Raw genomic sequence first — 25,522 nt, forward strand, 5'->3', positions numbered from 1 at the left:
TCCATACGCCCCATTACCAGTCGGCTCCGCTTTTCTTTTTCCAACACCACCTCCTAAGGGCTAAACAGACTTCGGTTCTTCTCCCCATCAATAAGTCAACATCCAATCGCTAACGCTCTTGGTGTTTCCTATATTTCAGGGGAGAAGCCCTCCACCCTGTACGCCCCTGACCAGTCGGCTCCGCTTTTCTTGATCCAGCTCCAGCGGCTAGTCCCTCGAGAGTAGTGGGGACCTCCCAAAAGGCAAAGAGCGCCTTCCGGGAGGTCCCCACTACTCTTGTCGGGCCTGAGCGAGCCGCTTCCGCTTTTCTTATTGAATATTAATTTCCCTACTGTTATAATTCAAAATAGTGTACATGTGTCGTTTAACAGGAGTGAAGTTATGATGAATCGTGAAGAGAGATTGAAAAGACAGGAGAAGATTAGAAACTTCTCTATTATTGCTCATATAGATCATGGGAAGTCGACGTTGGCTGACCGTATTTTAGAGAAAACAAAAGCGTTAACTGCTCGTGAGATGAAGGAACAGCTTTTGGATTCTATGGACCTTGAGCGCGAGCGTGGTATTACTATTAAATTGAATGCAGTTCAGTTGAAGTACCAGGCGAAGGACGGAGAAGAATATATTTTCCACCTTATTGATACACCAGGGCACGTCGATTTTACATACGAAGTGTCTCGAAGCTTAGCAGCTTGTGAAGGAGCCGTTCTTGTAGTAGATGCTGCACAAGGGATTGAGGCTCAAACGTTGGCGAATGTTTACTTAGCATTAGATAACGAACTAGAGATCTTACCGGTAATCAATAAAATTGATTTACCTGCTGCTGATCCAGAGCGTGTACGTGGGGAGATTGAAGACGTAATTGGTCTTGATGCATCTGAGGCAGTATTAGCTTCTGCAAAAGCGGGAATCGGGATTGAAGACATTTTAGAACAAGTAGTAGAAAAAGTGCCAGCACCAACTGGAGATCCTGATGCACCGTTAAAGGCTCTTATTTTTGACTCTTTATTTGACCCATATCGAGGGGTTGTTGCGTACATTCGTATTGTAGAAGGTACCGTAAAAATGGGAGATAAAATTAAGATGATGGCAACAGGAAAAGAGTTTGAGGTTACGGAACTAGGTGTATTTACACCAAAATCAACACCTCAAAAAGAATTGACCGTCGGTGACGTTGGGTTTCTAACTGCTGCAATAAAAAATGTAGGAGATACTCGTGTAGGGGATACGATTACTTCTGCTAAAAACTCTGCAACAGAGGCCTTACCTGGTTACCGTCGCTTGAACCCAATGGTTTACTGTGGTCTGTATCCAATTGATTCTAGTAAATATAACGATTTGCGTGAAGCTCTAGAGAAGCTTGAATTAAATGATTCAGCTTTACAATATGAAGCAGAAACTTCTCAAGCCCTTGGATTTGGTTTCCGTTGTGGATTTTTAGGACTTTTACACATGGAAATCATCCAGGAGCGTATTGAACGTGAATTTAAAATTGATTTAATTACAACTGCACCAAGTGTTATCTATGATGTGCATATGACAGATGGTGAGCAAGTATTTGTTGATAATCCTTCAGCTATGCCTGACCCACAAAAGGTCGCACGAATTGAAGAGCCTTATGTAAAAGCAAACATCATGGTACCAAATGATTATGTTGGAGCTATTATGGAGCTTTGCCAAGGGAAACGTGGTAACTTTATTGATATGCAATACTTAGATGAGATTCGAGTAAATATTGCGTACGAATTACCACTTTCAGAAATTGTGTATGACTTCTTTGATCAATTAAAATCAAGTACGAAAGGATATGCTTCCTTCGACTATGAGCTAATTGGATACAAAGAATCTAAACTAGTGAAAATGGATATTCTTTTAAATGCGGAACACGTGGATGCTTTAAGCTTTATTGTTCACAGAGACTTTGCTTATGAGCGCGGAAAAATTATTGTTGATAAACTTCGCGAATTGATTCCAAGACAACAGTTCGAAGTACCAATTCAGGCAGCTATCGGTAACAAAATTGTCGCACGTTCGACTATTAAGGCAATGCGTAAAAACGTATTAGCGAAATGTTACGGTGGAGACATTTCTCGTAAGCGTAAGCTACTTGAAAAGCAAAAAGAAGGTAAGAAGCGAATGAAGCAAGTGGGATCCGTTGAAGTTCCACAAGAAGCGTTCATGGCTGTTCTTAACTTAAATGATGAACCGAAAAAATAAACAGTAGAGGGAGGGGGCTATTATGCTCATTCCCTCTTTCTTTATCCAAAGGCTCGATAATAAATCAGTACTGTTCTCCCAAGATCGCTTCGCTTTCCGCGAGGCGATAATGTATCCAATAGAAAGAAGTGATTGACAATAATTTCCTCAACGTATATACACATACCTTTTTGCCATCATATTTGTCATTATTGTGATTTCAATAAATTTTATTTAAAAAATCAGCCAGTGGATGAGTATCTAGCTACATTAGATCAAGAAATGAGCTTAACGTTCGACTTACATCCTCCAGGGGAAATGAAGACCGTATTTGTTGGTGGAGGGACGCCAACGGCCCTCACTCCAAAACAATTAGAAAAGCTTTGCCAGTCTATTCTTGCACGGGCGGGTGGTCAGATTGAAGAATTTACATTCGAAGCGAATCCTGGTGAGCTTACTGAGGATAAACTAAGAGTGTTAAAGGAATATGGAGTGAACCGATTAAGCTTAGGGGTCCAAAGCTTTGACGATGATCTCTTGAAAGCAATTGGGAGAACCCATCAATATGAAGATATCGTTTCGTCCATAGACGCTGCTATTCGAACTGGAATCACAAATGTAAGCTTAGATTTAATCTACAGCTTACCAAACCAGACTGTGGAAGATTTTAAGGAAACCCTAGACATCGCGCTTGCGTTTGATTTGCCTCACTACTCTGGCTATTCTCTCATCGTTGAGCCGAAGACAGTCTTTTATAATCGCTTGAGAAAAGGGCAGCTCCCTTTACCAGGAGAAGATACGGAGGCCTCAATGTACGATGTGCTTATGAACACGATGGCAAAAAAAGGGAATCAGCCAATATGAAATTAGTAATTTTGCTAAAAAGGGGTATGAGAGTAAACATAATTTAGTGTATTGGAGTAATGAAGAATATTATGGGTTTGGTGCAGGTGCTCACAGTTATGTTAAAGAAGTTCGACGTTCGAATCATGGTCCTTTAAAAAAATATATGGACCCACTAGAAAAAGGACATCTAGATTATCTAGAGGAACATACGACAACCGTGGAAGAGCGTATGGAAGAAGAAATGTTTTTAGGACTCCGTAAAGTGGAAGGAATAAGTGTAAAACGGTTCAATGAAAAATTCAACCAAAACCCATTTATTTTATATAAAGGCCCTTTACAAGAGCTTTTCGAAAAGGGTTGGGTCACACATGATGAACAATATATTAAGCTTACTAGAGAAGGACGCTTTTAGGAAATGAAGTTTTCAATATTTTCTTCAATAACGAAGTGTAAACCATTGACAGAAGAAAATGGTTTTGATACTTTATTTATAGATTTAGCACTCTTGTAACTCGAGTGCTAATAGGGGTGATGAATTTGTTGACAGATCGCCAATTGTTAATCTTGCAAGTGATTATTGACGATTTTATTCAAACTGCCCAGCCAGTAGGCTCAAAGCTACTTGCTGAAAAAGAAGAGATATCGTTCAGTTCTGCGACTATTCGGAATGAAATGGCCAATCTTGAAGATAAAGGGCTAATTGAAAAAACTCATACATCTTCAGGACGTGTACCTTCTGAAAAAGGGTATAGATATTATGTGGATCATTTGCTCTCTCCAGAGCTATTAGGGGAAAACGATGTGAAACTTTTACAATCCCTTTTCGTAGATAAATTGTATGAAACGGAGATGGTTGTACAAAATGCAGCCAAGATTCTTTCGAATCTAACCAATTATACAAGTATTGTTCTTGGTCCTAAAGTAACAGAACACAAGATGAAAAAAATTCAAATCGTACCGCTATCTGAAGGTACAGCAGTGGCAGTGATCATTACGGATACAGGTCATGTAGAAAATAAGTTGATTTCTCTTCCTGAGAATATATCGTCAAGCGATTTGGAAAAAGTTGCAAATATCTTAAATGAGAAACTATCAGGAGTTCCTCTCATTGAACTTCATGACAGGATTTACAAAGAAATTGCAACGTTACTGAAAAAACATATTCAGCAATATGATTCCATTTTGAACACATTAGGATCCGTGCTACAGGTCCCACTAAATGAAAAATTATTCTTTGGTGGAAAAATGAATATGTTAAATCAACCAGAATTTCATGATATTAATAAAGTTCGGTTATTATTTGATATGATTGAACACGAAAAAGGGATGTATAAGCTTATATCAGAAACACCAACGGGCTTAAATATTTCCATTGGAAAAGAAAATACGTTGTCGGCCATGGAGAATTGTAGTTTGATTACTGCTTCTTATTCAATTGGACAAGATAAAGTAGGAACCATAGCAATTTTAGGGCCAACTCGTATGGATTATTCAAGAGTTATTTCTATACTAGATTTAACTAGTAGAAATATGTCATCCTTGTTATCAAAATTGTATCAAAGTGAATAACCGTGGTTATATTTATCAATGTGTAGTGTCTCTATACGCATAGAGACTGCTGCACTTTTAAGGAGGTGACAAGTCATGAATGAAGAAACGAAAAATGAACAAGTAGTAGATGATGCAAATGTGGAAGAGATTTTCGATGAAGCAAGAGAAACTTCAACAGATGAGACTACTCAATCTCAAGAAGATCATACCAATGAGCTTGAAGAACTTCAAAAGAAGGTAACAGAAGAAGAAAATCGCTACCTCAGATTGCAAGCTGATTTTCAAAATTACCGACGCCGCGTTGAATTAGACCGCGAGGCGAGCGAAAAATATAGAGCACAAAGCCTAATCACTGAGATTCTACCCGCTCTAGATAACTTTGAAAGAGCGATGCAGGTTGAAGGAGAGGGAGAACAATTCTCTTCCTTAAAGCAAGGAATGGAAATGGTATACAGAAGCTTAACGGATGCACTGAAAAAAGAAGGTGTGGAAGTAATAGAAGCGGTTGGAAATCCGTTTGATCCTACTCTTCACCAAGCTGTAATGCAAGGGGAAGACAGCGAACAAGAGAGCAATGTTGTGTTGGAAGAATACCAAAAAGGGTACCGTTTAAAGGATCGTGTGATTCGCCCTAGTATGGTGAAAGTAAATCAATAAATACATAGAAGAAATTAAGGAGGAAGTATCATGAGCAAAATTATTGGTATTGATTTAGGTACTACTAACTCATGTGTGGCAGTTCTTGAAGGTGGAGAACCGAAAGTAATCCCAAATCCAGAGGGTAACCGTACAACTCCATCAGTTGTTGCATTTAAAAATGGAGAAAAACAAGTTGGGGAAGTTGCTAAGCGTCAAGCCATCACAAACCCAAATACAATCATTTCTATTAAACGTCATATGGGAACAGACCATAAGGTTGAAGTAGAAGGCAAAAATTATACTCCTCAAGAAATTTCTGCAATGATTCTTCAATACATTAAATCCTATGCAGAAGAATACCTTGGTGAGAAAGTAGAGAAAGCAGTTATTACAGTACCTGCTTACTTCAATGATGCTGAACGTCAAGCGACTAAAGATGCTGGTCGTATTGCTGGACTTGAAGTAGAACGTATCATCAACGAACCTACTGCTGCTGCTTTAGCATACGGTTTAGATAAAATGGAAGAAGACCAAACTATCTTAGTTTATGATCTTGGTGGTGGTACATTTGACGTATCCATCCTAGAGCTTGGCGATGGAGTGTTTGAAGTTCGTTCTACAGCCGGTGATAACCGTCTAGGTGGGGACGACTTTGACCAAGTTATCATTGATTATCTTGTACAAGAATTCAAAAAAGAAAATGGTATCGATCTTGCTCAAGACAAAATGGCTCTTCAACGTTTAAAAGACGCAGCTGAGAAAGCGAAAAAGACCTTTCAGGTGTAACGTCAACTCAAGTTTCATTACCTTTCATCACCGCTGGAGCAGCTGGTCCATTACACTTAGAGGTAACGTTATCTCGAGCTAAATTTGATGAGTTATCTGCTGATTTAGTAGAGCGTACGATGGTTCCAACTCGTCAAGCACTTAAAGATGCTGGCCTAAGTGCATCTGAGCTAGACAAAGTAATTCTTGTAGGTGGTTCAACTCGTATCCCTGCTGTTCAAGAAGCGATTAAAAAAGAAACAGGTAAAGACCCACATAAAGGGGTTAACCCAGATGAAGTAGTTGCAATGGGTGCAGCTATCCAAGGTGGAGTACTAACTGGAGACGTGAAAGATGTTGTATTACTTGATGTAACACCTCTTTCTCTAGGAATTGAGACAATGGGCGGAGTAGCAACAAAGCTAATCGAGCGTAACACAACGATTCCAACGTCTAAGTCCCAAGTATTCTCTACGGCTGCGGATAACCAAACGGCAGTAGACATTCATGTTTTACAAGGTGAACGTCCGATGGCAGCTGATAACAAAACGCTTGGTCGCTTCCAATTAGCAGACATTCCGCCAGCACCTCGTGGAATCCCTCAAATCGAAGTTAAATTTGATATCGATAAAAACGGTATCGTTAATGTAAGTGCGAAGGATCTAGGTACTGGTAAAGAACAAAACATTACGATTCAATCTTCATCAGGGCTTTCTGACGATGAAATTGATCGTATGGTTAAAGAAGCAGAAGACAATGCGGAAGCAGATAAAAAACGTAAGGAAGAAGTTGAACTACGCAATGAAGCAGACCAACTTGTATTCCAAACAGAAAAAACGCTTAAAGACCTTGAAGGAAAAGTAGAAGCAGATGAGGTAGCGAAAGCAGAAACAGCAAAAGACGAATTAAAGGCTGCTATTGAAAAAGGTGACCTTGAAGAAATTCGTACGAAAAAAGACGCGCTTTCTGAGATCGTTCAAGCTCTAACAATGAAACTTTATGAGCAAGCTCAAGCAGCTCAAGGTGCTGAAGGTGCAGCAGGACAACAAAAAGCTGATGACAATGTTGTTGACGCTGATTTCGAAGAAGTAGAAAAAGACAAAGAATAGGCATGCTTAAAAGTCAAAGTCAGGGTGTTCTTGACTTTGACTTTTTTCATTCATCAGGTAACAAACTTTAAAAAAGAATGTATACAATGTATGATGTTCGTGTTGAAATAGTAAAGAGAGTAATGATAGAATAATTTTTATGTGAAAAGAAACGGGAGTTGGTTGGATGAGTAAACGAGACTTTTACGAAGTATTAGGTGTTGAAAACAATGCTTCTCAAGACGAGATAAAAAAAGCATACCGTAAGCTTTCAAAAAAATATCATCCAGATATTAATCAAGAGGCAGATGCTGCAGATAAATTTAAAGAAGTCAAAGAAGCATATGAAACGCTAAGCGATAGTCAAAAGCGTTCTCATTATGATCAATTCGGACACACCGATCCTAATCAAGGATTTGGGGGAGGCGGCTTCGGAGGAAGTGGTTTTGGTGGATTTGAAGATATCTTCAGTACGTTCTTTGGTGGAGGAGCAGCTAGACGCCGTGATCCGAATGCTCCTAGACAAGGCGCTGACCTGCAATATACCATGACGTTAGATTTTGAAGAAGCTGTCTTTGGTAAGAAAACAGAAATCGAAATCCCAAGAGAAGAAACCTGTGATACGTGTGATGGTTCAGGGGCAAAACCAGGAACAAAACCTAAAACATGCTCGCATTGTAATGGTACGGGTCAATTAAATGTTGAACAAGACACTCCTTTTGGCAGAATTGTTAATAGAAGAGTTTGTCATCACTGTGAAGGAACAGGCAAAATCATTCCTGAAAAATGTACTACATGTCGCGGGAAAGGAAAGGTTGAAAAAAGACGCAAGCTTTCTGTAACCATTCCAGCGGGTGTTGATGATGGGCAACAAATCCGTCTTTCTGGTCAAGGAGAACCAGGCGTGAATGGTGGTCCTGCAGGGGATCTTTATGTGGTCTTCCGTATACGTCAACATGAATTCTTTGAGCGTGAAGGAGACGATATCTATTGCGAAATGCCAATCACGTTCGTTCAAACAACGCTTGGAGATGAAATTGAAGTCCCAACAGTACACGGTAAAGTGAAGCTCAAAATACCGGCTGGTACACAAACAGGAACTCGCTTCCGATTGAAAGGTAAAGGGGTACCAAATGTTAGAGGATATGGTGTAGGAGATCAGCACGTGATTGTGAAAGTTGTCACTCCAACCAAACTAACGGATAAACAAAAAGAATTACTTCGTGAATTTGCGGATATTAGCGGGAATGTCCCAGATGAGCAGCATGAAAGCTTCTTTGACAAAGTGAAGAGAGCTTTTAAAGGAGAATAATAAGAGGAGTTGGTAGATCATGAAATGGTCTGAAGTCAGTATTTTATCAACAAATGAAGCGGTTGAGCCGATATCTAATATCTTACATGAAGCGGGTGCGAGTGGAGTAGTCATTGAAGACCCTGCTGATTTGTATAAAATACGAGAGGATTCATTTGGTGAAATCTATCAACTCGATCCAGAAGATTATCCTACGAATGGTGTAATTATTAAAGCGTATTTACTAGTGAATAGCTTTTTACATGAAAATGTAGAAGGAATTAAAGATAGCATCAATAACTTAGTAAGTTACGGAATTGATATAGGTGAGAATAAAGTAGAAATATCTGAAGTGAACGAAGAGGATTGGGCGACTGCTTGGAAAAAGTATTACCATCCTGTTAAAATATCAGAACGCTTTACAATTGTTCCTACCTGGGAGAATTATGAACCAGTTTCAAGTGATGAATTAATTATTGAGTTAGATCCTGGGATGGCATTTGGAACAGGAACTCACCCAACAACAGTGATGTGTATCCAAGCATTAGAACGAACCATCACTTCAGGCACTACTGTTATGGATGTTGGTACTGGTTCTGGTGTCTTAAGTATCGCAGCTGCTCTTCTTGGGGCTACTCATGTGGAAGCTTTGGATCTTGATGAAGTAGCGGTTCAATCTGCTAAGGAGAATATCCGATTAAATGACTGTGAAACGATTGTTTCTGTTACCCAAAATAATCTTGTAGAAGGGAAAACAGAATTAGTCGATGTCATGGTCGGAAATCTATTAGCTGAAATTATTGCAAGATTCCCTAAGGAAGCATTTAACCTCGTTAAACCAGGAGGCTATTATATTACTTCTGGAATCATTAAAGGAAAGAAACAATTTGTACGCGAACTTTTAGAAGAAGCTGGTTTTGTCATTGAAGAAGTGATGGTAATGGAAGATTGGGTAGCGATGATTAGTAAAAAGCCGATGGAAGAAAGCTGAGGTTTTTCTTATGCAACGATATTTTTTGCAAACGGACTCTAACGAAAGAGTTCGTGTAAAAGGCGATGATTTCCATCATATGATAAGAGTTATGAGAATGAAGGAAGGGGACTCCTTCCTTTCTGTTTTTCAAGATAATAAGTCTGCTATATGCAAAATAGAGGAAATTTCCAATGATTCTCTCACTGCAAGCGTAGTAGAATGGGAATTGAACTCTACAGAGATGCCTGTACGTATCACAATTGTGAGCGGGCTGCCTAAAGGGGATAAGCTTGAGAGCATTATTCAAAAAGGGACAGAATTAGGGGCAACAGAGTTTATCCCTTTTAAAGCAACTCGCTCTATTGTAAAATGGGATGACAAAAAGGCTCACAAGAAAATCGAACGATTTGAAAAAATTGCAAAAGAAGCAGCAGAACAATCGCATAGAAGAACGATTCCATTCATATCCGAACCTAAAACACTTAAGCAAATTCTTCAAACGGTACCCTCAAATGCTGTTAAACTTGTTGCTTTTGAAGAAGAAGCTAAACAGGGAGAATCAAGCCAGTTTAAGGAGGAGCTTCAAAAAGTCCAAAACGGTGATCATATCATGATGATATTTGGTCCCGAAGGTGGACTAACCGAAGAAGAAGTACACGAGTTAAAAAATCATGACTTTATTTCGTGTGGATTAGGACCAAGAATATTACGGACAGAAACAGCACCACTCTATGCACTTGCTGCCATTTCTTACGAATTAGAATTAAAGAGGTGATCGAAGTATGCCAAGCGTTGCTTTTCATACTCTAGGTTGTAAAGTAAATCATTATGAAACAGAAGCTATCTGGCAGCTTTTCAAAGATCAAGGTTATGAACGTGTAGATTTTGAAAAGCAGTCAGACGTATATGTCATTAACACGTGTACAGTAACAAATACAGGTGATAAAAAGAGTCGTCAAGTGATTAGAAGAGCGATTCGTAGTAACCCTGACGCTGTTATATGTGTAACAGGCTGTTATGCTCAAACATCTCCTGCTGAGATAATGGCAATCCCAGGGGTAGATATTGTCGTTGGAACACAAGACCGCGTAAAAATGCTTGATTATATTGAGCAATACAAGGTAGAACGTCAGCCAATTAATGCAGTAGGAAATATTATGAAGAATCGTGTATACGAAGAGCTAGATGTTCCAGCCTTCACTGATCGTACACGTGCCTCATTGAAAATCCAAGAAGGCTGTAACAACTTCTGTACATTCTGCATTATTCCATGGGCGCGTGGATTGATGCGTTCTCGTGATCCTAAAGAAGTCATTCGTCAAGCACAGCAACTAGTTGACGCAGGATACAAAGAAATCGTCCTAACAGGCATTCACACAGGTGGATACGGAGAAGACATGAAGGATTATAATCTTGCCCTGCTATTACGTGACCTAGAAACTCAAGTGAAAGGATTAAAACGTATTCGTATTTCATCTATTGAAGCCAGTCAATTGACGGATGAAGTAATGGAAGTCATCGATCAATCTAATATGGTTGTTCGTCATCTTCATATTCCGCTTCAATCAGGCTCGAATACTGTATTAAAACGTATGCGTCGTAAATATACAATGGAGTTCTTTGGTGAACGTCTCGAGAAATTAAGAAAAGCATTACCGGGACTCGCCGTTACATCTGATGTGATCGTTGGCTTCCCTGGTGAAACAGAAGAAGAATTTTTGGAAACCTTTCATTTCATTAAGGAACAAGGCTTTTCAGAGCTTCATGTATTCCCGTATTCTAAACGTACTGGAACACCAGCAGCAAGAATGGATGATCAAGTAGATGAAGATATAAAGAATGAGAGAGTACATCGCCTTATTGAATTATCTAATCAATTGGCAAAAGAATATGCATCTCGCTTTGAAGGAGAAGTATTGGAAGTAATCCCTGAAGAGCCATTCAAAGAAGATCCTGATAGTGGATTATATGTTGGGTATACAGATAACTATTTAAAAATCGTCTTCCCCGCTAGGGATGATATGGTAGGTAAGCTTGTAAAAGTAAAAATTAACAAAGGCTGGATATCCATATAATGAAGGTCAGTTTGTTCGAGTTTTGGACGTAGTTGAAGGTATTCAGGAAGAGGAATCCGCGGCGGTATCATAATAAAAAATGGCATGGAGACATATCTCCATGTCTTTTTTGTGTTCAGTACATTTATTAAGTAGTACAATTTTCTTATTTGTAGATTGAATGAATAAAATGTAAATAAATGGGAGTAGAATATAGTAGGAGGGGACATTATGGTTGGTCTTGGTCTAATTGTTTTTGCACTACTTTTTAATGTCATTGTCTTTTTTTGTCAATAAATTAAATTATCAGCAAGTGGCACATGTATACTCGTTTACCATTGCATTTGCTCTAATCTTTGATATCTTTGTTGATTTTTCCTTTCATGGATATTGGTACTTTGAAAACGAACTTCTGTGGGACGGCTTAGCGGCTATGATTTTGTTAGTAGTACCAGCAAATATTGTATTTCTTAATTGGTATCCTTTTAACACCTCTCTAAAAAAGCAGGTGCTATATTTTATATATTGGGAGCTTTTTTTAATTTTTATTTGAATCGTACACATTACTACCTGAACCATGGGGATTTTTTACTTATGGATGGTGGAATTTGTGGTTATCAGCATCGATTAATCCCGTTATCCTATTTATTTTATTAGTTTACTATAAAAAGTTCATCCAATGGGGTAATTGAACTGCCTGTAATTTTTTACGTGAAGGTTTCAAAACGTCTATTAAGGAAATAATAACAATGTTAGTCGTCAAACTAGCCTAAATTTGATATGATATAGAGGTACGGACAACTTCTGAAAGGAGAATGAAGATGAATAAAGAAATCGCGAAAATGATTGATCATACACTTTTAAAGCCTGAAGCAACAAAGGAGCAAGTAAAGGTGCTTTGTGAAGAAGCAGCAAAATATGGATTTGCGTCTGTTTGTGTAAATCCAACTTGGGTTACATATGCAAGTGAACTATTAAAACATACGGATGTGAAGGTTTGTACTGTAATTGGGTTCCCATTAGGTGCAACTACTCCTGAAACAAAGGCATTTGAAACGAAGAATGCCATTGAAAACGGAGCAACAGAAGTAGATATGGTCGTAAATATCGGAGCTATTAAGTCAGGAGACTGGGAATTAGTAGAGCGTGATATAAATGCGGTGACAGCTGCTGCGAAAGGGAAGGCATTATCAAAAGTTATCATTGAAACGTGCCTATTAACGGATGTGGAAAAGGTTAAAGCCTGTGAGCTTTCAGTGAGAGCAGGCGCAGACTTTGTTAAAACGTCTACAGGATTCTCAACTGGTGGAGCAACAGTAGAGGATATTGCTTTAATGAGAAAAACGGTAGGTCCAGATTTAGGTGTGAAAGCATCTGGAGGAGTTCGAAGCTCTGAAGATGCAGAAACAATGATTAATGCTGGTGCTACACGTATCGGTGCAAGTTCAGGTGTTAAAATTGTACAAGGTTTAACGAGCGATAGCGATTATTAAGATGATGGATAGGGTGTCTCAAAGGTATAATCTTTTGGGAACACCCTCTTCTTTTTCAACAAACGTTCATCTTATAAAGCTCGGTTGATTCCCTTGCTTTCCGCCTGTCTGCGAGCCTCCTGAAACATGCTTCGCAGTTCTTACATAGTGGAGAAATAAACATAAATGATAGCTTTTACTCTTCAATAATAAATAGGACCTATAAAGAGAACATTATTTTCTAGTTATTCGTTTCTTTTCTCTATTAAAAGGGAATTGCTGTTGACCTTATGTAAAGGTTATATTATACTTGTTAAAGTACATGGAGTTCTTCATGTCTTTTTGCACATTTTAGTGTAGTGTGTTCGGAGGGAGGGAAAGAGAGATGTCAAAAACAGTTGTTCGTAAAAACGAATCGCTAGAGGATGCTCTTCGACGCTTCAAACGTACTGTATCTAAAACTGGTACTTTACAAGAGGTAAGAAAGCGCGAATTTTATGAAAAGCCTAGCGTAAGACGTAAGAAAAAGTCTGAAGCTGCAAGAAAGCGTAAGTAACAAGAAGAGAGGGATTTGATTAGTAATGAGTCTTCTCGAGCGTTTAAACAATGATATGAAACAAGCGATGAGGAATAAAGAAAAAGAAAAGCTTTCCTTGATTCGTATGGTTAAATCTTCATTACAAAATGAAGCGATCAAATTAGGGAAGCAAGAGCTTACTGAAGACGAAGAGTTGACAGTCCTTTCTCGTGAAGTAAAGCAAAGAAAAGACTCCCTCCACGAATTCGAGAAAGCAAATCGCGATGATCTCGTTGAAAAAATTCAGTCTGAATTAACTTACTTACAAATATACATGCCAAAGCAGTTATCAGAAGATGAACTTGATGTCATTGTTTTAGAAACAATGACAGAAGTTGGAGCTTCTACTAAAGCTGATATGGGTAAATTAATGGGTGCTGTTATGCCTAAGGTTAAAGGTAAGGCAGACGGCGGTCTTGTTAATAAAGTAGTTCAGAAACACTTATCGTAAAAAGAAAACTGAGGGTACACTTCCTCTAGTTTTTTCTTTTTTTATTTTATTAGTTGCTTTATCCATCCTGAAAATACATTACTTTTTTGTTTGAACCATTTATTCACTATATAAAATGATAAGAGTACAACTTCTTTTCTTATAGTCAAAACAAGAGTACAATTATAGAGGAGATTTGAAACCTTTTTAGTAGTCGTTCGTATATATGATTATGACAAGAAAGGAGGCTTAAATGTGAAACGAATCATTTCTTGGTTAGGAATTCTGTTCATCTCACTAATGATAGTTCCTTCTTTACCGATTTTTGCAAAAGAAGATTCTGTTTATGTCATTCCTATTGAGAATGAAGTCGAAAAGGGCTTATATCAATTTTTGAAGCGAGGAATTGAAGAAGCAGAAGAGGCTGGAGCCAAAGCAATTATCTTTGATATTGATACTCCAGGGGGTGCTGTTAATGCAGCAACGGATATTTCAGAACTTCTTAGTTCTACGGAATTAACTAAGATTGCCTATGTAAACCCTGATGCTATTTCAGCAGGAGCCTATATTGCACTCCATGCGGACGAAATTTATTCAACCCTAACGGAAAGATGGGCGCTGCTGCAATCATTGATCAAACTGGGAATACAGCTGATAAAAAAGCCGTAAGCTACTGGCTGACTGCTATGGAGGCGGCTGCTGAGACCGGGAATCGAGACCCTCTTTATGCCTTAGCAATGGCAGATGAGAGTGTTGACTTACCAGAGTATAGAGCACCAGAGGGGAAGTTACTCACATTAAATGCAACATCAGCACAAGAAGTTGGCTATTCAGAAGGTACTTTTTCTTCTCTTGAAGAGCTTCTGGAATTTAAACAATGGGATTCCGCAGAGATCGTTCAATTAAACACTACGTTTGCTGAGGAACTGGCGCGATTTATCACCAATCCTCTAGTTGTATCTATTCTCTTGTCGGTAGCTAGTCTTGGGTTTATTGTTGAATTATATTCCCCTGGCTTAGGAATTCCTGGAGCGATGGCTTTAACATCGATTGTTCTATTCTTCTATGGTCATTTAGTTGCGGGACTTGCAGGCTATGAATCCATTATCTTATTTGGGATTGGTATAATACTCATTGTTCTAGAATTTTTTGTGCCTGGTGGAATAGCCGGTATACTAGGTATACTTGCTGTGATAGGGAGTATTCTACTAGCAGGAGGAAATATTGTTCAAATGAGTATTTCCATTTTGATTGCTATGTTAGTTGCAGTGATTGGAATAATAATACTAGTGAAGGTGTTTGGTAAAAGAATGAATCTATTTAATAAGATTATTTTACGAGATAGTACAAACACAGAAAGTGGCTATGTTTCGAATGTTACAAGAAGAGAACTGATTGGACGAACAGGTACTACCTTAACGCCTCTTAGACCTTCTGGGAGTATGACCATCGATGAAGAGCGAATAGATGTGGTTTCTGAGGGCGGATATGTTGCTCAAGGTAAGTTAGTACGTGTGATTAAAACAGAAGGCTCACGGGTTATTGTAAGAGAACATCATAATCAACTATTAAAGGAGGAAAAATAATGGTTTTAACATCGAACGCAATATTATTATTATTAGCTATTGGGGTAGGGATTATATTATTAGCTTTACTCCTTACATTCGTTCCAGTAATGCTATGGATATCTGCTCTAGCAGCTGGCGTTAGAATCTCTATATTCACATTAATTGGTATGAGGTTACGTCGAGTTATTCCTAGTCGAGTAATTAACCCATTAATTAAGGCGTCGAAAGCGGGTCTTGATGTATCCATTAACCAATTGGAAAGTCACTATTTAGCTGGTGGTAACGTAGACAGAGTAGTAAACGCGTTAATTGCTGCTCATCGTGCAAATATCGAGCTTTCATTCGAAAGAGCGGCTGCGATTGATTTGGCTGGTCGAGACGTGTTAGAAGCGGTTCAGATGAGTGTTAACCCTAAAGTCATTGAAACACCGTTTATTGCAGGTGTTGCAATGGACGGGATTGAAGTAAAGGCAAAAGCTCGAATTACAGTACGTGCAAATATTGATCGTCTAGTAGGGGGAGCTGGAGAAGATACGGTTATTGCCCGTGTAGGTGAAGGTATTGTCTCAACGATCGGTTCTTCTAGTAACCATAAAAAAGTGTTAGAAAATCCAGACTTAATTTCTCAAACAGTTTTAACGAAAGGTTTGGATGCTGGTACAGCATTTGAGATCTTATCCATTGATATTGCGGACGTTGATATCGGTAAAAATATTGGAGCCGAGCTTCAAACAGAGCAAGCTGAAGCTGATAAAAATATTGCCCAAGCAAAAGCCGAAGAGCGCCGTGCAATGGCCGTTGCTCAAGAGCAAGAAATGGTAGCTAAAGTTCAAGAGATGAGAGCAAAAGTAGTGGAAGCCGAAGCAACTGTACCGTTAGCCATGGCTGAAGCATTACGTTCTGGTAATATTGGTGTAATGGACTATTATAATTTACAAAATATTGATGCTGATACAAATATGAGATCGAGTATTGGTAAATTATCTAAAGATAAAGACCAAGACACAAAAAGTGATAAATAGATTGTAGAAGGGAGGAGCGGCCTAAATGGAAAGCATCATCATTGCGGTTATTGCCATTATATTTAGTTTAGTGCAAAGCCGTATGAATAAAGATGAAAAAGAGCAACCGACTTCTACAAAGCCTATTCAACAAGAAATTCCTCAAACGATGCGAGTGGAGCCTGTCGAGAAACAGGTGCAAGTAAGGGAGATAACACCCCGAAAAAGGAAGAGCCTAAGCGTGTTGATTTTGAGGAAAAGAAAAAAGAAGCAGAACGAAAAATTCAAGAACTTGAACGACAAAGAAAAGCGGCTGAAAGAAGAGCTAGCATGATTAGATCTAATTCAAAGAATAAAACTAGAAAAAGCAAAAGTTGCTGTGCAGGTAGAAATTTCAAAAGAAAATGTGTTACAAGGAATCATTTTCTCCGAAATTTTAGGACCACCCAAGTCAAAGAAACTGTTAAATCGACGATAGTTTTAGTGATGAAACCCCTTTTCATTTCATACATATGAGATGAAAGGGGGTTTCTTTTTTTATGGCTAAAAAGTGGTTGCGCTCATTTCAAGAGTGGATGACAAAAAATATGGACCTTCCTCAAGATGTGATGATGGATATGCCACGAATTACTATGGTAGGGCAACTCCATATTTACATTGAAAATCATAGAGGACTCCTAACCTTTTCAGATAAAGAAGTAAGACTGTTATTAAAGCAAGGACAATTATTAATTAAGGGAAATGGCTTTGTTATTAAGACTATCCTTCCCGAAGAAATATTACTTGAGGGTACAATTTCAGAGGTGTTTTTTCTTGATGGAACGTAAGGGGGATCAATATGAAAAATCATTGGATAACTAGAATACAAGGAACTATTTTCGTGAAAGTTCAAGGTAAAGGTGTGGAACGTTTCATTAATAATCTTGTGCGACATAACATCTTTATATGGAATGTGAAAAGAGTCGGAACGGAAACCTTAACATTTTATATCTCTGTTCATGATTTACATAACTTAAGAAGAGCATCAAGGCGTACAGAGTGTCATGTGACCTTCGTGAAGGGGCAAGGACTACCATTTTATGCAAAACGGTTTATGTTGAACCTAGGTTTCGCTATTGGGACCTTTCTCTTTTTTCTTATGCTGATCCTTTTATCGAATATGACCTGGCGGATTGATGTAGCTGGTGCTAGTCCTGAAACAGAGCATCAGATTAAACAGACACTCGAGGAAATTGGCGTTCGTAAAGGAAAGTTTCAATTTTTAACGCCTACCCCTGAAATCATTCAAAAAGAATTGTCCTATCAATTAGAAAACATTACATGGATAGGTGTTGAACTCCAGGGGACAAGCTATCAATTACAAGTAGTCGAGAAAAATGAACCGGAGGAAACGGAATCCGTAAGTCCACAACATTTGGTCGCCAAAAAATCTGGGACCATCGTCAAACAATTTGTGGAAGAGGGAAAATCGATAGTTGGTGTCAACCAATTTGTAAAAAAAGGGGACATGCTCGTTTCAGGACTTATTGGGAAAGAAGATGAATATTCAGCAGTCTCAGCTAGAGGGGTTGTATTTGCTGAAACGTGGTATGATACGATTGTAGAGGTTCCTCTTACTACTGAATTCACAGTCCTAACAGGTGAGGAAAATCGGAGATTTGGCCTTTCATTTGGTGAATTTACCATTCCGATATGGGGATTTTGGTTAGAAAAATTCTCTTCATCCTATATAGACACGTTCTCTAAGCCTCTATATATTTGGAAATGGCAATTGCCCCTATCGATAAAGGAATCGACAGAAGTCCAAACGGAGGTAGGAACGAGAACGTATAAAAAGGATGAAGCAGTTGATAGAGCTATTGAAATAGGAGAAGAAACCATCCTATCTAAATTGCCTAAAGAAGCAGAAATAAAAAATTAATAAAATTAGACAACAGAAGGTAGAGAGTGGTAAAGTAAACGTAACAATTATTTTCCAAGTAATCGAAAATATTGCAGAAGCCCAACCAATTGTTCAAGGAGACAAGAATGACAGAACAGATTAAAACTATTAGTATTCAGCTTGAAAATCCAAACGAAGCTCAAAGCTTGTTTGGGAATGGAGATATCCATTTAAAAACAATTGAAGAAGAACTAAACGTTTCAATCGTTACTCGAGGTGGGGGTTTGCTTGTAACAGGTGAGCCTGATGCAGTAGAAGTGGCGGATAGAGTATTCCATGCTTTATTACATGTTCTTCAAAAAGGTATATTTATTTCAGAGCGGGATGTAATATATGCGATAAATATGGGGAAAGAAGATTCCCTAGACGCATTTACAGAACTATATCAAGAAGAGATTACTAGAAATGCTAAGGGTCAACCAATCAGAGTGAAAACTCTTGGTCAACGCCACTACATTCAAGCAATTAAAAAAGAATGATTTAGTATTTGGGGTAGGACCCGCAGGTACCGGGAAAACCTATTTAGCTGTTGTGATGGCAGTGGATGCTCTTAAAAAGGGTAAAGTTAAGCGGATTATCTTAACTAGACCTGCAGTGGAAGCTGGAGAGAGCTTAGGGTTTTTACCAGGAGACCTAAAAGAGAAGGTTGATCCTTATTTAAGACCATTATATGATGCTTTACATGATGTGTTTGGGGCTGAACAAACAACCCGTCTGATTGAAAGAGGGACGATTGAAATTGCTCCGTTAGCCTATATGAGGGGTAGAACATTAGATGATGCATTTGTCATATTAGATGAGTCTCAGAATACAACTGCTGCTCAAATGAAGATGTTTCTAACTCGGTTAGGATTTGGTAGCAAGATGGTCATTACTGGTGACCCTACTCAAATTGACCTTCCAAATCGAGTGAAATCTGGACTTCTTGTAGCAGAACACACACTGAAGAATGTAAATGGTATTAAATTCATTCATCTTGAACAAACGGATGTAGTCAGACATCCACTTGTAGCAAAAATTATTGAAGCATATAGTGAATCAACAACATAACAAAAAGGAACCTTACTCATCAGTAAGGTTCTTTTTTAACAAATGATATGTTAAACAGTATGGAATCATCATTTAACCATCGCTGCACAAAAGAAAATTGTAGCATTTTCACTAGTTGGGGTGGCAACTCCCTGCAGAAAGCGACGATAGTTTGCGTAAAACAGGCAGCTCAGTTTAACCTAGTCCTTCTAATTGAGCCATACCAACATAAATCGTTAAAAATCACCGAACTTTCTATTAAGGGATGAAATAGTAGGTAAAAACTGTTATTATTTTTTTAAGATTGTAATAGCGAAGAAATGATAGGTGAAGCTTGTATGAAACAATACTTAATGAAAGTTCGTCAATTTTTAAGCTATAAAACTTTTACACTTTTGTATTTTTTTCCTTCCTTGGTTTAATTCTATTTGGGTTAATGTATTCAAATGTAAACCAAGAAACGTATGAATATCAGCTCTATTCACTGGCAGAAGAAGATGTTTTTGCTCCTAAAACTATTATTGATCAAGTGAAAACGGATGAGAAGCGAGAAGAAGCTGCTGAATCAGTAGCACCTGTCTATACATATAACGAAGAAACAAAAAGAAAATCGCATAAGCTTTATTCAATCCGTGTTTGATGAAATCATGAGGGTGAAAGAAGACAGTGTGACGATTCAAGAACCTAATGAGGAAAATCTTGAAAATTCAGAGCCCCAAAAAATCGTTCTTCCCATCTCTGAACAGTTAAAAACACTTAAAGCAAGACTCACTAATAATGTGACAGAAGATATCACAGGCTCTTTATCGGATGAAGTTTTCCTTTCTTTACTTGCTGCAGAAGAACAGGTTGTGGAACGAGCAAGCGAGATTGTGACGGAGAAAATAGATTCGGTTATGAGCACTCGAATTAGAAATGATCAATTGCCCTTTAAAAAGCAAGAAATTGAAATACTAATTGAAGATAATAACTTACCAAAGGAAGTCAAAGAAGCCTCTATTTCAATTGGTCGTTATGCTATTGTTCCAAATGAACAGTATAACGCTGATCAAACGGAAACCGCGAAAGAAAAAGCGAGAAATGAAGTTACCCCTGATTACATAATGAAAGGGATGCTGATTGTTCAAGAAGGTGGACTCATTGATCAAGAAATATATAGACAGCTTTCTTTACTAGGCTATACAGACCAGGAAACCTCTTATACTTATACAGTGGGATTAGCACTTTTTGTGGTCGTCATTGTTGTATTGTTCCATTATTATTTCACTCAGTGGATGATTTCTGAAGAAAAGAAAACAAATTATGTCTTGTTATTAAGCATTGTAATGGTCTTTTCTATCCTGCTAATGAAAATTATTTCCCTATTGACTGAACTGGATATAAACTATGTAGGATTTATATTTCCGGCAGCTATGGCACCTATGATATTGAGGATCCTATTAAATGATCGAATTGCCATGATTATGGCAGTTGCACAAGCGCTTTGTGGAAGTGTGATATTTCACGAGGGTATTTTCGGTAACTTTGATGTGGAGATTTTTATCTATTTGTTGATAAGTGGCCTGTCGGGTAGTTTGTTCATGGTGAAGCAACATCAACGAGCTTCTATTATGCAAGTAGGAGGGTTGTTGACCCTATTAAATGTTGTTGTTGTATTAGTCATCATCTTTTTTAAATGGGACTCAATTTGAGACAGCCAATTATCTTGATTTTGTCCTTTTTTTAGTCTATTATCTGGTATTGGATCAGCCGTTTTGACCATTGGGTTCTTGCCTTTCTTTGAGGCAGCATTTGGAATACTATCACATATGAGATTGCTTGAGCTCTCGAATCCCAATCATCCATTATTAAAGAAGATACTTATAGAAGCACCTGGTACCTATCATCATAGTGTCATGGTAGGAAACTTAGCGGAAGCTGCGTGTGATGCTATCGGAGCTAATAGTTTATTAGCGAGAGTAGGATGCTATTATCATGACATTGGAAAAACGAAGAGACCCCAATTTTTCATTGAAAATCAAATGAGTGGAGATAATCCTCATGACCGAATTTCACCAGAAACGAGCCGTGATATTATCATTGACCATAGCGTGAACGGAGCAGAGATTCTTTCTAAAAATAAAATGCCAAAGGAAATTATTGATATAGCGAAACAACACCACGGAACAACCTTGCTAAAGTTCTTTTATTATAAAGCAAAGGAAATGAGGGAAATGTTAAGGAGGAAGATTATCGTTATCCTGGACCTAAACCTCAAACAAAGGAAGTAGCAATCATTAGTATTGCTGATAGTGTGGAAGCGGCTGTACGTGCAATGAGTCAACCTTCTAGACGAAAAAATAACAAAAGTTAGTACACTCCATCGTTCAAGACCGCATTTTAGATGGACAATTTAGTGAGTGTGCGATTACATTAAAAGAATTAGATGTTGTCAAACATGTGTTATGTGATACGTTAAATAGTATTTATCACAGTAGAATTGAATATCCAGAAGAAAAAAAGGAGAAGGATTCATGACTTATATAGAAATGGATTTATTAGATGAAACAAAAGAAGTAGCTCAAGATGATCTAGAACTTGTACAAGAAATTCTTCATTTTGCTGCAAAAAAAGAGGGAGTAACACAGGGAAGTGAAGTCTCACTTACATTTGTCACAAATGAACGTATTCAACAAGTGAATAGAGAGTATCGTGACAAAGATCAACCAACTGATGTCATTTCCTTTGCTTTAGAAGAAATGGATGAAAATGAAATTCGAATCATTGGAGAAGGGATTCCGAGAGTGTTAGGAGACATTATTATTTCAGTTGAAAGAACAAGAGAGCAAGCAAGTGAATATGGGCATTCATTTCAAAGAGAATTGGGTTTCCTAGCGCTGCATGGGTTCCTTCATTTATTAGGGTATGACCATATAAATGAGCAGGATGAAAAAGTGATGTTTCAACGACAAAAGGATATTTTAGATGAATTCGGACTCAAAAGATCATAAATTTATTGATCGAAAAAAACTGATTCGCTCATTCGGTTATGCAAAAGAAGGAATTGTATTTACTTTTAGAACCCAACAAAACTTCCGTATTCATACTCTCATCAGCATTATTGTCTTGATTGTAGGCCTGGCTTTTCAATTAGAAACATGGGAATGGATTGTGATTACACTGTCTGTCGGAATTGTTTTAGTGTGTGAGCTATTTAATACGGCAATAGAAAAGGTCGTGGATTTAGTTACAGATGATTTCCATCCTTTAGCTAAGCAGGCTAAAGATATTGGAGCTGGGGCCGTATTACTTTCAGCTATTGCTTCTGTTTTAGTTGGGGCTATCATCTTTATCCCTTATTTCATTAAACTGTTACTTCAAACGTAGCAGTTTTTTTATGTCTGTTTAAAATTGTTTAGTAGAGCCTGTCCTAAAGTATGGCTATTTTCGTTAAGAACCATCGAGGTTTTTTAAAAGGTGTAAAAAGAATTTGATTCAGCTATTTGAATTCTTTCCTTCATTTCGTTAAAATAACTTCACAGCAATATGAGCAAACAGTCGTAATGGATAGTTACACTCATCCTCAAAATTAGTATATAATAGTGAATATAAAGGAGAGTTAACCATGACAAATGAGCAATTGATTGAAGAAGCAAAAGCAGCAAGAGAAAAGGCGTACGTACCCTATTCGAAGTTTAAAGTAGGTGCCGCATTATTTGGGACGAACGGTCAAGTTTATCACGGTTGTAATATTGAAAACGCTGCGTATAGCATGTGTAACTGTGCAGAAAGAACAGCCCTTTTTAAAGCGTATTCAGAAGGGGTAAAAGACTTCACGACTATGGTGGTTGTAGCAGATACAAAACGACCAGTTCCACCCTGCGGGGCATGCCGTCAAGTGATTTCAGAGCTTTGCTCAAAAGATATGAAGATGGTTTTAACGAACCTAAATGGGGATATACAAGAATTAACAGTTGAACAATTATTGCCAGGAGCATTTTCACCGGAGGATTTACATGAATAATACAGATTCACAGCAAGCATTTAAATCGGGCTTCGTTTCTATCATAGGGCGCCCGAATGTAGGGAAATCTACCTTTTTAAACCGTGTTATTGGGCAAAAAATTGCCATTATGAGTGATAAGCCGCAAACGACGCGTAATAAAGTACAAGGTGTGTTAACACTAGCTGATTCTCAGATTGTTTTTATTGATACACCGGGTATTCATAAGCCAAAACATAAGCTTGGCGATTTTATGATGAAGGTGGCCCAAAACACATTAAAAGAAGTAGACATTGTTCTATTTATGGTGGATGTCGCAGAGGGTATTGGTAAAGGTGACGAATTTATCATTGAAAAGTTAAAAAACGTTTCCACACCGGTATTTTTAGTATTAAACAAAATTGATGCGATTCATCCAGATGAGTTATTCTCAATCATTGAAGAATACAGATCCAGATTTGAATTTACTGAAATTGTTCCGATTTCGGCATTAGAAGGTAACAATGTGGATACCTTGCTTGATCAGTTAAAGAAATATATGCCAGAAGGACCGCAATATTACCCAGCAGATCAAGTAACAGATCACCCTGAGCACTTTATCGTTTCTGAGCTTATTCGTGAAAAGGCATTACATTTAACGAGAGAAGAGATACCTCACTCCATTGCAGTCGTTGTCGACAAAATGAAAGCAGATAATGGCAGAGATACTATTCATGTCATGGCGACTATCATGGTGGAAAGAGACTCGCAAAAAGGAATCGTTATCGGAAAAAAAGGTGCTTTATTAAAGGAAATAGGACAAAGAGCGAGAATAGATATCGAAAATCTTTTAGGTTCTAAGGTTTATTTAGAACTATGGGTCAAAGTTCAAAAGGATTGGCGAAATAAAATGTCACAACTGCGAGATTTTGGATTTAGAGAAGACGAGTATTAAGGAATTAGTAAATATTTCGTCTTATTTTTTCGGTGAAACGGGTGAAGATAATATCACAAGCCAATGATTTGGGAAGTTACTAGTGAATTAAACGAAAGGTGGAGATTTACTTATGTTAGACTTTACTTGGAAAGTTTTTTCTGAGACAGGTAACATTGACACATATCTTCTCTTTAAAGAACTAGAAGGAAATGAAGATGGAAAATCATCGTACCTTGAACATACGGAACAACTAGTAGAAACAGATTTCCCTTTATCTTAGTGAGTGAATTTCACCGGTCACCCCGAACATATTTCGGGAGGTGGCAAGTATGCTGCAAAAATGTGAAGGAATTGTAATCCGTACGACTAACTACGGAGAGTCTAATAAAATTGTTGTTGTATATAGCCGAGAGCTTGGGAAGGTAGCCTTTATGGCAAGAGGAGCGAAAAAGCCAAATAGTCGCTTCTCTGGTGTTTCCCAAGCTTTTACTTATGCTTATTTTTGTTTTTCAAAAAGGAAAAGGCCTAGGCACCCTTCAACAAGGAGATATCATTACAAGCTTTAAAGGAATTAAAGAGGATTTATTTAAAACGGCCTATGTTACCTATATATCCGACTTATTAGATAAAGGAACAGAAGAATTAAAGCCCAATCCATTTTTATTTGAATTGTATCAAACGATCCTTTCTTATATAGAGGAGGGCTATGACGCAGATATATTAACGAATATATTTGAATTGAAGATGCTTCCTGTTTTCGGATTGCAACCAGGATTAAACGAATGTGCTGTTTGTGGACAAACCGAGGGAGATTTTTCATTTTCATTCCGTGAAAACGGAGTAGTTTGCCATCGATGTCGTGAGAATGATCGAAGTGCTGCGCCAATGTCTAGGAATACGTTCAGATTGTTGAGAGTATTATATTATTATGATCTAAATCGATTAGGTACTATATCCGTCAAAAAAGAAACAAAAGATGAGCTTACTGCCATTATTCGTCAATATTATGATGAGAATTCTGGATTATATTTGAAATCCAGAAGGTTTTTAGACCAAATTCAGTCAATGGAATCATTACTAAAGCCAGACTCTCATTCAGAAAATGAAAACCATTAAATAGGCTTAGATTAAATCTCTAGTGATGATTGTTAATGACTTTTTTAAAAACGGAACAAAGGTATATAAAAAACAACGAGAGACGC

The 25,522-nt window shown here is 37.9% G+C and carries 21 protein-coding genes and 7 pseudogenes; all 28 read left to right on the forward strand.

Going from position 1 to position 25,522, the window contains the following annotated elements:
• Positions 1–381: 381 nt before the first annotated feature.
• The 28 genes and pseudogenes from lepA (at position 382) to recO (ending at position 25,436) form a co-directional block, all read left to right on the forward strand.
• Entirely contained in the window at positions 382–2,217 is a 1,836-nt protein-coding gene (gene lepA, locus M44_RS11240) for a translation elongation factor 4 (protein WP_029326855.1), read from the forward strand.
• A 138-nt stretch (positions 2,218–2,355) separates the two neighbouring features.
• Positions 2,356–3,495 (forward strand): annotated as a pseudogene (hemW, locus tag M44_RS22550) (radical SAM family heme chaperone HemW).
• An 84-nt stretch (positions 3,496–3,579) separates the two neighbouring features.
• Positions 3,580–4,611 carry a heat-inducible transcriptional repressor HrcA gene (hrcA, locus tag M44_RS11255; RefSeq protein WP_010173676.1) on the forward strand — a complete coding sequence of 344 codons (1,032 nt, stop codon included), beginning with the start codon at positions 3,580–3,582 and terminating at the stop codon, positions 4,609–4,611.
• Between the two features lie 75 nt (positions 4,612–4,686).
• Positions 4,687–5,250, forward strand: coding sequence for a nucleotide exchange factor GrpE (grpE, locus tag M44_RS11260; RefSeq protein ID WP_010173678.1), 564 nt, complete (start codon positions 4,687–4,689; stop codon positions 5,248–5,250).
• 30 nt (positions 5,251–5,280) lie between these two features.
• Positions 5,281–7,106, forward strand: a pseudogene (dnaK, locus tag M44_RS22555) (molecular chaperone DnaK).
• A gap of 166 nt (positions 7,107–7,272) precedes the next feature.
• Positions 7,273–8,397 carry a molecular chaperone DnaJ gene (gene dnaJ / locus M44_RS11270; protein ID WP_010173680.1) on the forward strand — a complete coding sequence of 375 codons (1,125 nt, stop codon included), beginning with the start codon at positions 7,273–7,275 and terminating at the stop codon, positions 8,395–8,397.
• A gap of 19 nt (positions 8,398–8,416) precedes the next feature.
• A complete protein-coding gene (gene prmA / locus M44_RS11275; RefSeq protein ID WP_010173682.1) occupies positions 8,417–9,367 on the forward strand; it encodes a 50S ribosomal protein L11 methyltransferase in 951 nt (316 codons plus the stop codon).
• Positions 9,368–9,377: 10 nt separating this feature from the next.
• Complete coding sequence (locus M44_RS11280; protein WP_010173684.1) at positions 9,378–10,124, forward strand: 16S rRNA (uracil(1498)-N(3))-methyltransferase; 747 nt, start codon at positions 9,378–9,380, stop codon at positions 10,122–10,124.
• A gap of 7 nt (positions 10,125–10,131) precedes the next feature.
• Positions 10,132–11,497: pseudogene (gene mtaB / locus M44_RS22560) on the forward strand (tRNA (N(6)-L-threonylcarbamoyladenosine(37)-C(2))-methylthiotransferase MtaB).
• 727 nt (positions 11,498–12,224) lie between these two features.
• On the forward strand, positions 12,225–12,896 hold the full coding sequence (deoC, locus tag M44_RS11295) for a deoxyribose-phosphate aldolase (RefSeq protein ID WP_010173688.1): 672 nt from the start codon (positions 12,225–12,227) through the stop codon (positions 12,894–12,896).
• A gap of 364 nt (positions 12,897–13,260) precedes the next feature.
• Positions 13,261–13,431 carry a 30S ribosomal protein S21 gene (gene rpsU, locus M44_RS11300; RefSeq protein WP_010173690.1) on the forward strand — a complete coding sequence of 57 codons (171 nt, stop codon included), beginning with the start codon at positions 13,261–13,263 and terminating at the stop codon, positions 13,429–13,431.
• 25 nt (positions 13,432–13,456) lie between these two features.
• Complete coding sequence (locus M44_RS11305; protein ID WP_010173692.1) at positions 13,457–13,903, forward strand: GatB/YqeY domain-containing protein; 447 nt, start codon at positions 13,457–13,459, stop codon at positions 13,901–13,903.
• A gap of 279 nt (positions 13,904–14,182) precedes the next feature.
• Positions 14,183–15,117, forward strand: a pseudogene (locus tag M44_RS30230) (NfeD family protein); the annotation flags it as partial.
• A 207-nt stretch (positions 15,118–15,324) separates the two neighbouring features.
• Positions 15,325–15,468 carry an NfeD family protein gene (locus M44_RS30235; RefSeq protein ID WP_474371659.1) on the forward strand — a complete coding sequence of 48 codons (144 nt, stop codon included), beginning with the start codon at positions 15,325–15,327 and terminating at the stop codon, positions 15,466–15,468.
• The gene (gene floA, locus M44_RS11315) at positions 15,468–16,472 is read left to right on the forward strand and encodes a flotillin-like protein FloA (RefSeq protein WP_010173694.1); all 1,005 of its coding nucleotides are present in this window, start codon (positions 15,468–15,470) and stop codon (positions 16,470–16,472) included. The genes M44_RS30235 and floA overlap by 1 nt, the downstream gene beginning before the upstream one ends.
• Before the next feature lie 25 nt (positions 16,473–16,497).
• Positions 16,498–16,785, forward strand: coding sequence for a hypothetical protein (locus M44_RS11320; protein WP_010173696.1), 288 nt, complete (start codon positions 16,498–16,500; stop codon positions 16,783–16,785).
• A gap of 205 nt (positions 16,786–16,990) precedes the next feature.
• A complete protein-coding gene (yqfC, locus tag M44_RS11325; RefSeq protein WP_010173698.1) occupies positions 16,991–17,278 on the forward strand; it encodes a sporulation protein YqfC in 288 nt (95 codons plus the stop codon).
• An 11-nt stretch (positions 17,279–17,289) separates the two neighbouring features.
• Complete coding sequence (gene yqfD, locus M44_RS22575; RefSeq protein ID WP_010173700.1) at positions 17,290–18,372, forward strand: sporulation protein YqfD; 1,083 nt, start codon at positions 17,290–17,292, stop codon at positions 18,370–18,372.
• Positions 18,373–18,479: 107 nt separating this feature from the next.
• Positions 18,480–19,443: pseudogene (locus M44_RS22580) on the forward strand (PhoH family protein).
• 415 nt (positions 19,444–19,858) lie between these two features.
• A complete protein-coding gene (locus M44_RS29010) occupies positions 19,859–20,062 on the forward strand; it encodes a hypothetical protein (RefSeq protein WP_010173706.1) in 204 nt (67 codons plus the stop codon).
• Positions 20,063–20,075: 13 nt separating this feature from the next.
• On the forward strand, positions 20,076–21,113 hold the full coding sequence (locus M44_RS29015; protein WP_337444087.1) for a hypothetical protein: 1,038 nt from the start codon (positions 20,076–20,078) through the stop codon (positions 21,111–21,113).
• Positions 21,114–21,176: 63 nt separating this feature from the next.
• The gene (locus tag M44_RS28240) at positions 21,177–21,692 is read left to right on the forward strand and encodes an HDIG domain-containing metalloprotein (protein WP_050770975.1); all 516 of its coding nucleotides are present in this window, start codon (positions 21,177–21,179) and stop codon (positions 21,690–21,692) included.
• Between the two features lie 243 nt (positions 21,693–21,935).
• Positions 21,936–22,412, forward strand: a complete 477-nt coding sequence (gene ybeY / locus M44_RS11345; protein WP_010173708.1) for an rRNA maturation RNase YbeY — start codon at positions 21,936–21,938, stop codon at positions 22,410–22,412.
• Positions 22,387–22,788, forward strand: coding sequence for a diacylglycerol kinase family protein (locus tag M44_RS11350; RefSeq protein WP_010173711.1), 402 nt, complete (start codon positions 22,387–22,389; stop codon positions 22,786–22,788). The genes ybeY and M44_RS11350 overlap by 26 nt, the downstream gene beginning before the upstream one ends.
• 223 nt (positions 22,789–23,011) lie before the next feature.
• Positions 23,012–23,425, forward strand: a pseudogene (locus M44_RS11355) (cytidine deaminase); the annotation flags it as partial.
• Positions 23,418–24,338, forward strand: a complete 921-nt coding sequence (gene era, locus M44_RS11360) for a GTPase Era (protein WP_010173715.1) — start codon at positions 23,418–23,420, stop codon at positions 24,336–24,338. The pseudogene M44_RS11355 and the gene era, both read left to right, overlap by 8 nt.
• A 112-nt stretch (positions 24,339–24,450) precedes the next feature.
• Entirely contained in the window at positions 24,451–24,600 is a 150-nt protein-coding gene (locus M44_RS26265; RefSeq protein ID WP_010173717.1) for a YqzL family protein, read from the forward strand.
• A 49-nt stretch (positions 24,601–24,649) separates the two neighbouring features.
• Positions 24,650–25,436 (forward strand): annotated as a pseudogene (gene recO / locus M44_RS22590) (DNA repair protein RecO).
• Positions 25,437–25,522 lie beyond the last annotated feature (86 nt).

The sequence above is a fragment of the Bacillus coahuilensis m4-4 genome (genome assembly GCF_000171615.1).
Taxonomy (GTDB): domain Bacteria; phylum Bacillota; class Bacilli; order Bacillales; family Bacillaceae_K; genus Bacillus_T; species Bacillus_T coahuilensis.